Origin of the sequence: Paenibacillus tabacirhizosphaerae (assembly GCF_040812395.1) — a bacterium.
Taxonomy (GTDB): domain Bacteria; phylum Bacillota; class Bacilli; order Paenibacillales; family NBRC-103111; genus Paenibacillus_E.
Genome location: NZ_JBFNXH010000005.1, coordinates 109,186 through 123,705 on the forward strand (window position 1 = coordinate 109,186; position 14,520 = coordinate 123,705).

The 14,520-nt window shown below is 48.3% G+C and carries 15 protein-coding genes; 5 read left to right on the top strand and 10 right to left on the bottom strand.

All coding sequences use genetic code 11. The annotated features are described in order from the left end of the window. Positions 1 to 21: 21 nt before the first annotated feature. The 7 genes from ABRS97_RS11175 to ABRS97_RS11205 form a co-directional block, all read right to left on the bottom strand. Complete coding sequence (locus ABRS97_RS11175) at positions 22 to 414, bottom strand: gamma-glutamylcyclotransferase family protein (RefSeq protein WP_367813821.1); 393 nt, start codon at positions 412 to 414, stop codon at positions 22 to 24. A gap of 83 nt (positions 415 to 497) precedes the next feature. After that, positions 498 to 785, bottom strand: coding sequence for a CD3324 family protein (locus ABRS97_RS11180; RefSeq protein ID WP_367813822.1), 288 nt, complete (start codon positions 783 to 785; stop codon positions 498 to 500). A 770-nt stretch (positions 786 to 1,555) separates the two neighbouring features. Continuing rightward, on the bottom strand, positions 1,556 to 2,317 hold the full coding sequence (locus ABRS97_RS11185) for a LamB/YcsF family protein (RefSeq protein WP_367813824.1): 762 nt from the start codon (positions 2,315 to 2,317) through the stop codon (positions 1,556 to 1,558). 317 nt (positions 2,318 to 2,634) lie between these two features. Next, positions 2,635 to 3,660 carry a 5-oxoprolinase subunit C family protein gene (locus ABRS97_RS11190; protein WP_367813826.1) on the bottom strand — a complete coding sequence of 342 codons (1,026 nt, stop codon included), beginning with the start codon at positions 3,658 to 3,660 and terminating at the stop codon, positions 2,635 to 2,637. Further along, a complete protein-coding gene (gene pxpB / locus ABRS97_RS11195) occupies positions 3,657 to 4,412 on the bottom strand; it encodes a 5-oxoprolinase subunit PxpB (protein WP_367813828.1) in 756 nt (251 codons plus the stop codon). The genes ABRS97_RS11190 and pxpB overlap by 4 nt, the downstream gene beginning before the upstream one ends. After that, a complete protein-coding gene (locus ABRS97_RS11200; protein WP_367813830.1) occupies positions 4,409 to 5,203 on the bottom strand; it encodes an alpha/beta hydrolase in 795 nt (264 codons plus the stop codon). The genes pxpB and ABRS97_RS11200 overlap by 4 nt, the downstream gene beginning before the upstream one ends. A gap of 46 nt (positions 5,204 to 5,249) precedes the next feature. Next, complete coding sequence (locus ABRS97_RS11205) at positions 5,250 to 6,845, bottom strand: bifunctional metallophosphatase/5'-nucleotidase (protein WP_367813832.1); 1,596 nt, start codon at positions 6,843 to 6,845, stop codon at positions 5,250 to 5,252. 146 nt (positions 6,846 to 6,991) lie between these two features. Here ABRS97_RS11205 and ABRS97_RS11210 point away from each other — a divergent pair, with 146 nt between their 5' ends. The 3 genes from ABRS97_RS11210 to ABRS97_RS11220 all read left to right on the top strand — a co-directional run bounded on the left by ABRS97_RS11210 (position 6,992) and on the right by ABRS97_RS11220 (position 8,574). Continuing rightward, positions 6,992 to 7,957 (top strand): phosphate/phosphite/phosphonate ABC transporter substrate-binding protein, encoded by a 966-nt coding sequence (locus ABRS97_RS11210; protein ID WP_367813834.1) that lies wholly within the window; start codon positions 6,992 to 6,994, stop codon positions 7,955 to 7,957. Between the two features lie 188 nt (positions 7,958 to 8,145). After that, positions 8,146 to 8,256, top strand: a complete 111-nt coding sequence (locus ABRS97_RS11215) for a YjcZ family sporulation protein (RefSeq protein WP_367813835.1) — start codon at positions 8,146 to 8,148, stop codon at positions 8,254 to 8,256. A 54-nt stretch (positions 8,257 to 8,310) separates the two neighbouring features. Then, entirely contained in the window at positions 8,311 to 8,574 is a 264-nt protein-coding gene (locus ABRS97_RS11220) for a hypothetical protein (protein WP_367813836.1), read from the top strand. Between the two features lie 737 nt (positions 8,575 to 9,311). Here the strand turns inward: ABRS97_RS11220 and phnE are convergent. From phnE to ABRS97_RS11240, 3 genes are all read right to left on the bottom strand, one after another. After that, complete coding sequence (gene phnE / locus ABRS97_RS28195; protein ID WP_483312444.1) at positions 9,312 to 10,886, bottom strand: phosphonate ABC transporter, permease protein PhnE; 1,575 nt, start codon at positions 10,884 to 10,886, stop codon at positions 9,312 to 9,314. Next, on the bottom strand, positions 10,883 to 11,656 hold the full coding sequence (phnC, locus tag ABRS97_RS11235) for a phosphonate ABC transporter ATP-binding protein (protein ID WP_367813838.1): 774 nt from the start codon (positions 11,654 to 11,656) through the stop codon (positions 10,883 to 10,885). The genes phnE and phnC overlap by 4 nt, the downstream gene beginning before the upstream one ends. Positions 11,657 to 11,828: 172 nt before the next feature. Next, positions 11,829 to 12,854 carry a HoxN/HupN/NixA family nickel/cobalt transporter gene (locus tag ABRS97_RS11240; protein WP_367813840.1) on the bottom strand — a complete coding sequence of 342 codons (1,026 nt, stop codon included), beginning with the start codon at positions 12,852 to 12,854 and terminating at the stop codon, positions 11,829 to 11,831. Positions 12,855 to 13,017: 163 nt separating this feature from the next. On the opposite strand from ABRS97_RS11240, the gene ABRS97_RS11245 reads away from it, so the two are divergent. Beyond that, entirely contained in the window at positions 13,018 to 13,833 is an 816-nt protein-coding gene (locus ABRS97_RS11245) for a sensor histidine kinase (RefSeq protein WP_367813841.1), read from the top strand. Beyond that, positions 13,830 to 14,504 (top strand): response regulator, encoded by a 675-nt coding sequence (locus ABRS97_RS11250; protein ID WP_367813843.1) that lies wholly within the window; start codon positions 13,830 to 13,832, stop codon positions 14,502 to 14,504. Before ABRS97_RS11245 ends, ABRS97_RS11250 begins: the two co-directional genes overlap by 4 nt. Positions 14,505 to 14,520 lie beyond the last annotated feature (16 nt).

Here is a 14,520-nt window from a genome sequence, read left to right on the forward strand (position 1 = left end):
TAGTCTGATTGGTGCCCGAAATTAAGAATTTGCAAGGTAAGCTCGCCATGATCCGCTTGCTATTTCTTCTAACCCGCTGATGTCTTCCCAAATATAAACCCATCCCTCTCGGGAACCGCTCACATCGCGAACCCAGACGCGTTCGTATTCGTTATTTTCACCAGGGCCATAATAATCTTCGAGCGCATCTAACGCTTTCAGTCCTTCTTCCGTAATCTCAAACCATTCTCCCTTCACGGCATGAACCAAGTCATCGATCCGATCATCTTGAAGTAGTGCAAGTGCAGGATACGGACCTACATGATATAAACGTCCGGAGACGGACCCAGGTTGCACCGAAAGTAAAAATGGCGCGGCAACAGAATGGTTGCTCTCCCCCACAAGCAATGTCCCGTAAACGAATACTGAAATCAAAATAATCCCTCCCATGGCTTCGAACTATTTTAAATATAGCATAGTAGAAAAGAAAAAAAGCAGCACCTCGAGGGTTGCTGCTTCTACGCCTGATTGACGGTTAATTCACGAGTCTTCACGATAATTTTGCGGATGCTGTCTTCCGAAAGATGAAAGACTTTGATCAGTTCCATTACTGTGGAACCGTTCTGATACAACCGGAAAATTTCCCGATTTCTTCGTTCAATAATAATGCGTGTTCCGTTATTTTCGCCCCAGCCTGCACGTTTCTGTTCTTTCTTGGGGATATATACGATTTCGCCTTGGATATATTCTTGTAATTGTTTTAATAGGTTAGGGGGAAGAACGTCCTTCCCGTTCTTGTAACTCATGGATGAGAACCTCCTCAAATGTTTCGATCAAAGTAAACTTTGTCTGATTTGCAGAGAGTATCTTCATCGCCCCTAAACCTCCTACCATTCTCAAAAAATGGAATAAAAAAAACACGATCATAATCGTGCCTGTCGGTTGTATATTCAATTATACAAATTCAGGTGAACGGTTATTCCACGAATGATATTCAGTTAGGAGACGAGTACCTCTGCGGCCGCCGCAATCATCGCTACTGTCATTGTGTTCATTTTCTTGCACTCCCTTCACTTTGTATTTGTTGTGATACATTTCTCATTATATGTAAAAAAAATCTTGTTGTCTACTTGTTAAGTAAAGTTTATTGGGAGGCCTTTCGGCCTCCGTAGAACGATCGTCTCTGCTTACGCAGAGACCACCTCATCTGTTGTTGTAATCACCTTGATCACTCCTTTCCTCAGGAATCAGCCGGCCGGCTACCTCTATATTTACTCATATATTCTAGTATTGCTCAAGCGAAAGAATGGTTATATTGATTCTCTCCTAAGGAGGGGAGCTCAACTCGGCTATGCATGATTCTAAGCGCGAATTCGGCGGAACTATAGTTCGCTATTCCTCGAAATTGCTCCTTTTTTCTCTTCCATGCGGAACGACGATCCGCTATTTAGCCACGTTGGCACCAAGTACATATAATCTCGCGGTCATAAGATACCTGTGTTCCGCGAAAGTATGTCGAAAAGCAGAAAAGATGAAATTAACGGATGCTAGTTCCGCTCGGTTAATCTCGGGAATTCTATGGATGGCTCAGCGCGCTTACGGCAATACCGCTTGCGCCAAGCAGCGCGCGGATGTCGCGCGCGAACGCCACGGCGTGTACACCGTCGCCGTGGATGCAAATCGTGTCCGCGCGCATGCTAAGGTCCTCTCCCTCCAGGGAGAGAACCTTCCCCTCGCGGACAAGCCGCTCCACCTGCGCCGCAGCCTCCTCGGCGCTGGCAACTAGCGCGCCCGGCTGCTCGCGGGGCGTGAGCGAGCCGTCCCGCCGGTAGGTGCGGTCCGCGAACGCTTCGCTCGCGGTCCGCAGCCCCGCGGCGGCGCCCGCCCGCAGCAGCTCGCTGCCGGGCGGGCCGAACAGCGTCAGCTCCGCGCTGACGCTGGCTGTTGCAGCCGCAATCGCCGCGGCGAGATCATGGCGCTTCGCCGCCATGTGATAGAGCGCGCCATGCGGCTTGACGTGCTGCAGGCGTCCGCCTTCGGCGTGGATGAACGCCTGCAGCGCCCCGAGCTGATACAACGTCAGCTCGTAAGCCTCGGCCGGCGAAATCGCCATTTCGCGCCGGCCGAAGCCTTGCAGATCGGGGAGCCCGGGATGGGCCCCGATCGCGACGCCTTTGCGCATGCACAGCTGCACCGTGCTGCGCATCGTAGCCGGATCGCCTGCGTGAAATCCGCAGGCGATGTTGGCGGAGCTGACGTAGTCAAGCAGCTCCGCGTCGCGGCCCAGGCGATAGGCGCCGTAGCCTTCGCCCATATCACAGTTCAAATCGATACGCAAAGCCGTGAACCCCCTTAATTTCTCTGTCTTTATCCCTTAGTATTGTACTTATCTTTCGTACTCCGCACTAATCTTTCAGTATTTCTGTAATTATCCTTCAGTACTTCTGTACTTATCCTTCAGTACTTTTGCACTTATCTTTCAGCACTTCAGTACTTCTGTACTTATCCTTCAGCACTTCTGTACTTATCCTTCAGTACTTCTGCACTTAGCCCTCAGTATTCCTGTACCTACCCTTTATGACCATCCTGCCTCTATCACAATTACTCATAATTAGTCAATATTCGCTTCCCGTACATCTCCACTTCCTGCAAACCCTAGCCTCTATCCCGCAACCAAGCATGCACTCCCGCTTGCAGCATTCGCAAATCCCCCTCTTGAAGCAACAGCTCTTCCTGCGCCTCGCGAAGGCTCACTTCCCGAAAACGAATCCGACCCCCAGGCTTTATTTGGGCGACCAAGGGGAGATCAGCGCTAATCACCTGACCAATACGCGGGTAACCGCCTGTTGTTTGACAATCAGCCATCAACAAAATCGGTTGGCCGCTCGGTGGCACTTGTATCGTGCCTTGAGCTACGGCATCTGAGATCATTTCGCTGGAAAAGCCATTTCCCAGCTTCAGCTCCCCCCCTCCCAGCCGGTATCCCATCCTGTCAGAGTGCGGCGTCACCTCATAACTGCCAGCTAAAAGTTCTTCCATGCTTTCCGCAGTAAACCACGCCGCTTCTCTTCCGCGAACAATCCGAACAACTGGATGATCTTCATAATCAGAGTTACGTCCGGTATAAACCAGCCAGGGAGCTTGTAACAGCCCTTGCCCTTCACTCGCTCCTCTTTTTCCAATCGCTTGGAACATACGAGCGCCATTTGGCTCAGCAGCTCCTACAGACAAAATATCACCCTGCTGCAGCGCCCTACCTTCGAAGCCGCCTAAGCCTGCGCGCATATAGGTGCTTCTGCTGCCCATTACAGGCTCAACATCGAAGCCCCCTGCAACTGCCAGATAAACTCTACACCCTTGTACGGCATAATGCATACGGAGTACAGATCCGCTTTGGATAACAAATGGTCTCCATAACGGTACGGGTTGCCCATCAAGCACCGCTTCCATATCAGCTCCGCAAAGCGCTAGCAGCATGTCCTTTTGAGCGTGCAGCTCTGCTCCCTGCAGCGTCAGCTCCATCGAGGCTGTATTCACTGTATTCCCGACAAGCAAATTAGCTGTACGATGCGCGAATCGATCCATCGGTCCCGACGTAATCACACCATGCTTACGAAGCCCAAGACGGCCATTGTCCTGTATCGTTGTCAACAGTCCTGATTTCACGACTACAAAGCTCATATCCGTCGTTCCCTTTCCGCGAACTGCTCATATTGCTCTTCCTTAATCGGTACGAATCGTACCCTGTCCCCCACTTTAAGGAGCGAGGGATTAGCTGATTGCGGCCGAAACAATGCAATCGGCGTCCGTCCGATCAGGTTCCACCCGCCCGGAGTTTCCAACGAATATATCCCCGTCTGGCTGCCGCCTATGCCAACGGATCCTATAGGAATCCTTTGTCTAGGCACCGATTTGCGCGGAGTAGCAATTCGTTCGTCCATTCCGCCTAAATAAGGAAAGCCTGGCGCAAAACCAATCAAGTACACAGGATAATCCTGTGAGGAGTGTAATCCGACAACGTCTTCTGGCGTCATGCCATGATAATCGGCGACGGCCTGAAGATCAGGACCATGCATGCCTCCATAACAAACCGGAATTTCAACGCTTTGCGATGGCTCATCGGCCAGATCTGCCCTAAGGTTTTCATACTGAGCAATTGCGGTTTGCACGTGCGCAAACACAATCTCATAGGGTAGCAGCTCGTCAAGAAAGAAGTCATTTAATCTATCTTTAAACACGGAATAACCGTCATAATAAATCGTTATGCTCGTATAAGCCGTGACGATTTCTCCGAATCCTTGAAAACGGTTCTCTTCCAAATAATCGGCTAGCTGGCGAACCTGTTCATGAACCTTCGGGTCGATCGTTGTACCGAGTTGAATGACAATGGCTGAGTCTCCAAGCGCATAGCAATCATACAAAAGCCGGCTCATGCGAAGCTATGCTTTTTCAGCCATGCCGCACAAAGAGTCGGCCAGTTCTTCGCCTCAGGGTAATCCTCAGCCAAGCCGATGCCATGGCGGCCGCTTTCAAATACATGCAGATCAAAAGGCACCCGGTTCCGACTAAGAGCTGCCGTAAAGAGCAAACTATTCTCGACCGGAACTGAAGCATCCTCAGCTGTATGCCACAGAAATGTCGGCGGGGTGTCCGCTGTTACCTGCTTCTCTGTGGACATCAGCGTCATAAGCGCGTCATCCGGAGTCTCACCAAGCAAATTCAGCTTGGAGCCTTCGTGAGCGAACTCTCCGAAGGTTATTACCGGATAACACAGAATCATTGCGTCCGGGCGACTACTCTGTCTGTCAATCGGATCTGCTGCATGCGCATCGCCAGCATCATAAAGCGTGCCTGCCGATGAGGCTAAATGACCACCTGCTGAGAATCCCAAAATGCCGATCCGATTCGGATCAATCCGCCATTCATCCGCATAATGTCTAACTGTTCGGATAGCCCGCTGCGCATCCTGAAGAGGCGTCGGATGTTGATGAGGCGCTACCCGATAATTTAGGACGCATGCAGCAATGCCAAGCCCATTCAACCATTTGGCAACGGGTTCCCCTTCGTGAAAGGCACGTCTGCCATATCCGCCGCCCGGACATATGATAACGGCAGAGCTCACAGCTTTGCCTGCCAAGGGATACAACGTTAAGCTTGGACAGCCCTGATTCTCTTCTCCGATGCTTTCCTGGGCTGCTCCGGGCCATAGTTCGATTGTAGTCATCTTGAACCCCCCTTATTGTTTCTTCCTGCTCATGTAGCATCTACTTTTACGCCCAGATGACTTCCCAGTTATTATTAACGGTGGCTTCAATCGTGCCTCTTTCCATTATATAGCCGGCTAGCAGCTCCGCGACATCCGTCGGAATATCTTTAATGACGGGTTTATCCTGAAACATGGCATAATTTCCTCCGCCGCCGGCCCTGTAGTTGTTCATCACAACATCAAAGGAAGCAGCTAAATCGATCGGCGCTCCGTTATAATCCAACTGGATGACGCGCTCGCCTACAGGTCGGGAAATGTCGATTTTATATCCAATCCCTTCCCACATGTCATAGTTGTAGTGCTGCGGCTTCGGATCGCGGAATTTAGCGCTTACTTGAACCGCACCGTCCGCTGCCAGTTCGAAATATTCGGCCGATTGCTCTATCGCATCCTTGATGTCCTGTCCGGAAATACGAATGACCTTCAACGTGTTCGGATAGATGTAGTTCGATACGATGTCCCTCATCGTAATATCCGCTGGAAACCCAGGTGAGTAGTTATCGAACAACGCTGTATTCGAAATAGGCGCTCCTGAAAGCTCCATTTGTACGCGATTAATAAATTCGATCAAAGCGCTATCTTTCAGGCGCACTTGCATCGGATCTTTCACCAGCATATCGCCGGTCAGCTTGCCAATCGGCTGATCCAGCCACTCCTGTGTCTTCGCTTCATAACTTCCGACAAGCTCGATCAGCTTCTGATCGGCTTCGACCTGGGCCACAGGAATCAGCTCGGAGTTTTTGGAGACGATTGTCCATTTTCCTTCATTTTGCTCCAGCTCCACTTGCACTTTCCCGAGCGTAACTCCCGCAGTCCCGGGCTGTACGATGACAACGTCATTGATTTGAGCGCCAGCGATGCTGCGATGCTGATGACCAGTCAACAGAACATCGATCCCTTCGACCTCCATGCATAATTGATACCCTTGATTCTCTCCTGTGAGCGGCTCGGTTGGCTCGCCAGTAACAATATCTCTTTCGAAGCCCCCGTGGTACGAGACAATGACCACATCCGCTTTTTCCTGCTCCCTCACCACTGGAATCCACTTGGCAGCGGTTTGCACCGCGTCATCGAATCTAAGGCCTTGAATATGGTTTGGATTTTCCCAGTTCGGAATATACGGGGTTGTCAGACCCAGAATACCTACTCGTACGCCATTGGGCAATTCTTTTATCACATAAGGCTTCCCCAGAAAGGGCTCTCCGCTTGCAGCGTCGACAATCGTTGCGCATAGCCAAGGAAAATTCGATTCGATAACGGCTTTCAGCAACACTTCTGGTCCATAATTGAATTCATGATTGCCAAGCACGGCCGCGTCATACCGCAAATAATTAAGCCCAAGCACCATGGGATCCACCGGTGTATTATCTAATCTGGCATGATGGTAGGCGAGCGGCGTACCTTGAATAAGATCGCCGTTATCAATAACAATTACATGTTCATTGTTTTTCCGTTCTTCAGCAATTAATGCGGCAATTTTCGACAGACCTACGTCATTTGGCTGATTATTGGCGTAATGTATGGGCAGCATGCTGCCGTGCAAATCACTTGTTTCTAATATAGAAAGAACACATTTTTCCGCGCTTTTTTGGCTATCCATTTGCCCGCTCCTCGTTTCCATTTTTTGTACGCACAAACAGGGATTTTGTCACATTAACAAAAGATTTACACCATCTTCCATATCTTCTGTGTTAATGTTATATTACTTCTTGTACTATTGTAAATAATTAAACGGAGGTCAACAAAATGTTGAAAAAATTTGCAGCAGTCAGTATGTCTTTAGTCGTAGTAGCAGGGATTGCAGCCGGATGTGCAAAAAAAGAAGAGCCAACGGCTACGTCTACAACAAAAGCTTCCGCATCACCAGCTGCGGCTGCCGCAGGATTTGTTCCTAAAGAGTTGAAAGTTCAATTCGTACCTTCCCAAAATGCAGAAACACTCGAAGCAAAAGCGAAACCACTAGAGAAATTGCTTGGCGACAAGCTCGGTATCCCGGTGAAAGTATCTGTATCAACAGACTACAACACCGTTATCGAAGCTATGGCTTCCAAACAAGTAGATATCGGTTTCTTGCCTCCGAGCAACTACGTTGTTGCACATGATACGCGTAAAGCAGCAGATTTGCTTGCACAAGCTACACGCTTTGGTGTAGATGACGCTACAGGCCAGCCAACGAAAGATCTTGTAGACTTCTACAAATCCATGATCGTTGTAAAAGCAGATTCACCAATTAAATCCGTTGCTGACTTGAAAGGCAAAAAAATCGGCGTACAAGGCGTAACTTCCGCAGCTGGTTATACATACCCGGGCTTACTAATGAAAAAAGCTGGCGTCGATCTGGTTAAAGACGTTACGAGCGTGCAATTCCAAGGCCATGACAAAGCGATCATCGCTTTGCTGAACGGTCAAGTTGATGCAGCAGCCGTATTCCAAGATATTCGTACCAACATGATTAAGGACTACCCGGATGTATTCAAACAAACGAAAGTACTTGCTTTCTCTGATAAAATTCCTAATGATACGATCGCAGTCCGTTCCGATATGGATGCTGCTTGGAAAAAGAAAATCCAAGAAGCTTTCATCGCCATTGGTAACGATCCAGAAGGCCAAAAAATTATATTCGACGTTTACTCCCACAAAGGTTACGTGGCTTCCGATGACGCCAAATTCAATATCGTTCGGGAAGTTAACAAAGAAATGGGCTTGAAATAACCCGAAACCTTTCACAAATGAAAATGAAGCTGTCCCAAGTCATGGTAGATGACAGAGGGACAGCTTTTTTTCGTCGGCAAAGATCCAATGAAGCAAAAACAGGCTTTTTATAACTTACATTTGTCCATACCTTTTAAATGCCATTGAAATACAATAGACTATCCGATAACAGAAGGGAGCGAATTGGAATGGGTTATGCTGCAGGAGGTTGTTATACCGGTGGTCTGGGTACAAGTACGGCTGTTGTCTTGGTCCTCTTTATTCTTTTGGTTATTATCACCAGCACATTTGCATGGTAATTCGTAACGACCCTCAAGATTTTTAAATGAACGCAAAAATCGGAGGCGATAGGAATGCCCATCGACAAAAAACGGCTAAACTCCCTCATGGGTAAACATGTTTACGTGATGACACACTACGGGCAAGTTTTAGATGGCATTTTGCATAAGAACAAGAATAACAAATTCTATCTTCGTTCAAATGCCAAACCCGTGAGCACAAGTGCATTTATACCATTCAGCCCATTCTTCAACCCAATCACTCCACTTGTCCTTTTTGATTTACTGGCTATTGAGGAGTCCCCCTTTTTCTTCCATAGAACCCCGTTTTTCTTTTGAGAGAAAAGGATAACATTGCGATGAAAGGAGTGACTGAATATGGGATATCCAACAGGAGCAGGAATAGGTACTAGTTCAGCAGCAGTACTGGTTCTCTTTATATTATTGGTCATTATTACTATGACTTTTGCAATCTAATAGGCAGCAATACGTTTGTTACCGATAGTTTCAAAAAAATAAACAAGCAGGCGCCGCAGCGTTCTGCTTGTTTGTGTTTGAGGTATTGGAAGTAGTGCGGTATAGTTAAAGGAACTGCCCCTTTTTTGTGCGGAGTAACAAGGTCAGTCTTTTAAGCAACTCCAATGCATACTATGGATGTGGCACGTCCGCGACAACTTACATACAAAAAAATTTTACTTTTGCATGACAAATGTTTACTTGGACTTGTCATATTACATAGAGAGGTGAAATTCGATGTTTGATATGCTCATTTGTTGTAAAATGACAGTTTCCATCCGATGCGGGAAAGATGACATCAAAGGCGTTATCTCTAATTATTACAAGGCTTTTCGACTTTTGAAAATTAATAACATCTTAATCCCAATTGAACTGATCCAACATATTGAAGTTTTGGAAGGCGATACAGCAAGCTCCCTTTCCCCTAGGTATAGGGAAGGACGCTCTCTACACCTGGTCCAAGGAGGACGCTCGAGCTAAGCTCGTGTGTTTCCGCATAACCGAGCCTCTTCTGTTCTACTCGAAAGTAAAAGGACGCCGCAAACGCGGCGTCCTTCGCTTTACACAATCCTTTTACGGAGTGTCGCTGAAATATAGTCAATGATCGAAACCGTGATGATAATACCGATGATAATAATACCGACCCTTGGCCACACGCGCGCATTAATCGCAAAGATTAACGGCGTACCGATACCGCCGGCTCCGATAACCCCTAACAGCGTTGCCGAACGCACATTGATCTCGAATCGGAACAGCGTATAGGAGATAAAGTCAGGAATGACCTGCGGCACAACGGCAAACGCCATCTTCTGCCAGAAATTCGCACCTACGGCCGTCATCGCTTCTGTAGGTCCCATATCCATGTTCTCGATCGCTTCGGCGTACAGCTTGCCCAGCATACCGACGGAGTGAAGCCCAAGCGCCATAACCCCTGCAAACGCTCCAGGCCCTACAGCTTTGATAAAGATCAATGCCATAATGACTTCCGGAATTGTACGCACTACGCTTAGAAATATTTTGCCTGATCCGGAAACCGCCCGATAACGGCTCATATTCGCCGCAGCCCAGAAGGCAATAGGCAGACACACAATCGCCGATACAAAGTTACCCAAATACGAGATCGATAAAGTTTCCAATAAGCTGCGCAGAAGATCTTCGCCATCGGGAATATACACGTAAGACCAGTCCGGATGAAACAATCCTTTAAACATGGCTTTGGTAAGTATCCAAGTCGTCGGCTGGAAGCCAGTCAGTTCCAAGCCTGTCAATGCCCACACTAGCAATGCAGCCACGATAACCCAACCAACAATCATATACGTTTTAGCTTTGGAAGGCGATAAAGGCTTGCTGCTGCCCTTCAACAAATAACTGCGGAAACGGGTGCTGACCAAATCAATGATAACGACAACCAATAGCGTGTAGATCACTATCGCACAGGCTTGGTCGTAACGGAACAAATCTAGTGTATTCTTGAGTAGCAAACCGATACCGCCGGCGCCAACTAAACCAAGAATTGCCGATGCGCGAATACTGACTTCAAAGGTGTACAGCAAATGTGCCAAGTACGTCGGCGCAACTTGCGGAATCACGCCAAAACGAATCCATTTCAGTTTATTCGCACCAACGGCTGTCATCGCTTCAAGCGGTCCTGGATCGATCGCCTCGGTCGATTCGTAAGCCAGCTTAGAAAGAATCCCGAAGGTAAAGAAGATGAGCGCAAGCGTCCCCGCTGTCGGCCCAAATCCTACGAGTACTGCAAATATAGCTGCATAGAGCAAATCCGGAATTGTCCGAATCAAATTCATAATGAGTCTGGCCGGGTAAAACAACCAGGGTGCTGTCGTCACGTTGCGCGCCGCCAGCAAGGCCATCGGGTAGGCAAACACTGCACCTATGATCGTGCCAAGAATCGACATCTGAAGCGTTTGGGCCATAGGTTTCCAAATATCGACGAAAAATTGCCAATCCGGCGGAAACATTTCGCCAATGAATTTAATAATTTCCGGCGTTCCCTTAACAAGGCTTGTGAGTGTAGCGTCTGTCTGATAAATACTACCTACAAGGAACAACAACATAAGGATGATCGTAACATATAGCTTCGTGCGAGGGGGCTTCTTCAAGGTCGTAGAACTCATCCCTCCTGCACCCCCAGAAGCTCGTCCTTATTAATGGCGCGTCCATAAATTTCAGCAAAAGCGTCATCCGTCGCCTCTGCCACAGGGCCGTCAAATACAACTTTACCGGCTCTTAGCCCGATTATGCGCGTTGCATACTCGCGAGCCAGATCAATAAAGTGAAGATTTACAACCGTAGTAATCCCCAGCTCTGTATTGATACGTTTCAAGTCATCCATGACTTGTCTGGTCGTAAGTGGATCCAGGGAGGCAACTGGCTCGTCCGCCAAAATAATTTTCGCTTCTTGGGCAAGCGCTCTGGCGATAGACACACGCTGCTGTTGACCGCCGGACAATTCGTCGGCGCGCGAATAAGCCTTTTCACGAATATTGACTCTTTCCAGCGCTTTCAAGGAAAGCTCAATATCTTCTTTAGGAAATAAACCGAAGACGGTTCTAAGTGTAGAATGGTAGCCTACGCGCCCAGAAAGGACGTTGCGAATGACGGAGGACCTTTTAACTAAATTAAAGGTTTGGAAAATCATTCCGATGTCCCTGCGCATGCGGCGTAAATCGGCGCCTTTGGCCTGCGTAATCGATTTGCCATCAATTACGATTTGACCGTCCGTAATTTCATGTAAACGGTTAATGGAACGAAGCAGGGTGGATTTCCCAGCGCCTGAAAGTCCTACGATAACAACAAATTCCCCTGGGTGAATCGTGAGGTTAATATCGTTCAGTCCTACGGTTCCGTTAGGATATACCTTAGAAATGTGCTGAAACTGAATCATACAAATCCTACTTTCTCTAATGGTCTTAACTATCAGATGACTACTTTCAACGTCTTTCGGCAAAATCCTTTTTTGCATAGACTTCTTTATAAAATATTAACATACGGTTGTTCTTTCTCACAAAAAAAACGATAACCTCAGCATCTCTCACTGTGGCTATCGTTATCTGTTCTCACGCTTTGGCACTCCAGCGCTCCTCGATCTTGAACCACTTCCAAACGCCGATGGACACGAGCCAAGAAACGACAAATAATCCAACTAGTATATAGCCTAGTGTGCCGAAATCCAATTCCTGAAGCCAAGTCCAGAAGCCGCCTTCCATGCCGATTTCTTCAGAAAGCACCTGCCCCAGTTCGACGACGCCAATGATGAGCGCCGCAATTACAGCTAGCGTCGTTACGGTCAAATTGTAGTACAATTTGCGCACCGGCGTATGAAAAGCCCAGCGATAAGCTTTGGTCATAAACATGCCATCCGCTGTATCAAAAAGACTCATGCCAGAAGCGAAGAGCAGCGGCAGCGAAATGACACCGATGAACGGAATCGCATTCGTCGCCGCATTCGCCGAGATGGCCAGCAGCGCGATTTCGCTTGCTGTATCAAACCCAAGCCCGAACAAGAACCCGAGCGGGTATACATGCCAGCTTTTGCCAATGAATCCAAACAGCGGTTTGATCATTCTTGCGATCAGTCCTCTGGACTGCAGAAGTTCTTCGAATTCGTTTTCGTTATGTTCACCATTCCGAATTTTACGGAATAAACGGAATAAATTAACTAAGATCAGTAAATTAAAGATACCGATAAGGACTAGAAAGCATCCGGAGACAGAAGCTCCGATGACACCGCCGAAGCGCTGCATCCACGGCAGCTCCCGAGCTGCCCACTGGACGGATAAGGCTGTCGCGATCGCCATCAGGAAAACAACAGAGGAGTGTCCGAGCGAAAAGAAGAAGCCGACGCCAAGCGGATTTCTCTTTTGCTGAACAAGTTTGCGCACCGTGTTGTCGATGGCGGCAATATGATCTACGTCAAAAGCATGCCGCACGCCAAGCATATAAGCAAGCAGGCCGATCGCCCAGAAGGCTGGTGTTGTTTTGGCTACGCTATACAGACCGATAAGTCCAAGAACGTGGAGTAATAAGATGAAGCCCACATACCCGCCCCAACTTTTTTTCTGCTGCATGATTGATTTCCACATAGAATCCCCTCCACCCGATCGTGTTACGATTTACTAATAATGTAGCACACGTGTGCATGAATGAAAAGCTTATGACCCATTATTTGTGAAGAAATCCAACTTGGATACTGATATAATAGAACACATTCCAAATTGAACCGTTTAAAAGGAGCCTGAGGGGCCTATGCCGCTGCGTACGCTGAAATTATTTACAATCATATTGCCCGTCTTTATCATAGGTGGCTTTGAATACATCCGGCATGAATTTCTGCTCAATTATTTGACGATGGAGGCCGGCAATTTCACGATCACCGTCATTACTTTCCTGCTCTCTTATCTCTTCGCCTCCTGGATGTTCCAAAGTATTGAACGGACGAACGAGAAGCTCGCTTCGGGCGAAGCCCGCAGAGCCGTTTACGAAGAACGTGAGCGATTGGCCAGAGAGCTTCACGATGACTTGGCCCAAACCCTGTTCTTCCTCAATGTGAAGCTGAAACAAGGCCATTTGGAAGAAGCCAAAGCCGCTGTCTCGGAAATTGACATCTCCCTGCGTCAAGCTATATTCAATCTTCGAACTCCGCCGGAAGACGGCTCCAGTCTCACGCAGCGGATTCACAAATGGCTGAACGACTGGCAACTGGTCACAGGAATTGAGCTGCAAGCAAACATCGAGGTTGCCATAGACAGCTTTCGTCCAGCCGAGGAAGTTCAGCTGTTTGGCATCATTCAAGAAGCATTTACCAACATACGCAAGCATTCCATGGCGACATCCGCTTCGATTTCTCTTGATGCTCATCCTGAAGCATGGCGCCTGCACATTACCGATAATGGCTGCGGCTTGCGTCGTGAATCAGTCACTAGTAAAAAATACGGCATTGATTTGATGCATAAACGTGCTGCTGAGCTCGGAGCGTCGATGGAGCTCCGTTCCATTGGGAACGAAGAGGCTCCGAGCGGGACAGAGCTGATCTTACATATGGAAGGAAGAGAAACAGAATGACCATCGCGCAGCCTTACCGCGTTCTCATTGCAGACGATCATCCGCTTGCCCGCAAAGCGATCCGCAGTATGCTCGAGCCCGATCCTGATTTCTGCATCGTAGGCGAAGCCCTGAACGGGGAAGAAGCTGTTCGCTTATGCCATGAAGTTAATCCTGACGTCGTACTCATGGATATTCATATGTCGCCCGTCAATGGCCTTGAAGCGACACGCCGAATCAAGCAGTTGAATGCATCCATCCGCATTGTGATGCTGACGGTATCCGATGACGTGGCAGACCTCTTCACGGCGCTGCAATTCGGAGCCCAGGGTTATCTCTTGAAGAACATGGATCCTGACGAATGGCTCACCTATCTCCATGCGCTGCTTGACGATAATTCGGAAGTCGCCCGGCTTATGGCAGACAAGCTCTTTCACCGGTTTCGCGCGCCAATCCAAGCGCAGGCAGGAGGCCCTACTCCCGAAATGCTTACTTCACGCGAACAAGAAATCACAGCCTATGTGGCTAATGGAGACAATAACCGGCAAATCGCCGAAAAGCTGCTCATTTCGGAACATACCGTCAAAAATCATATGAAAAACATCTTAGAAAAACTGCAGCTGGAAAATCGTGTCCAGCTCACAGCCTTCGCCATTCAATTCGGGCTGACACGAAAAGGACAAAACAGGTAAATCCCCACCTTGAAAT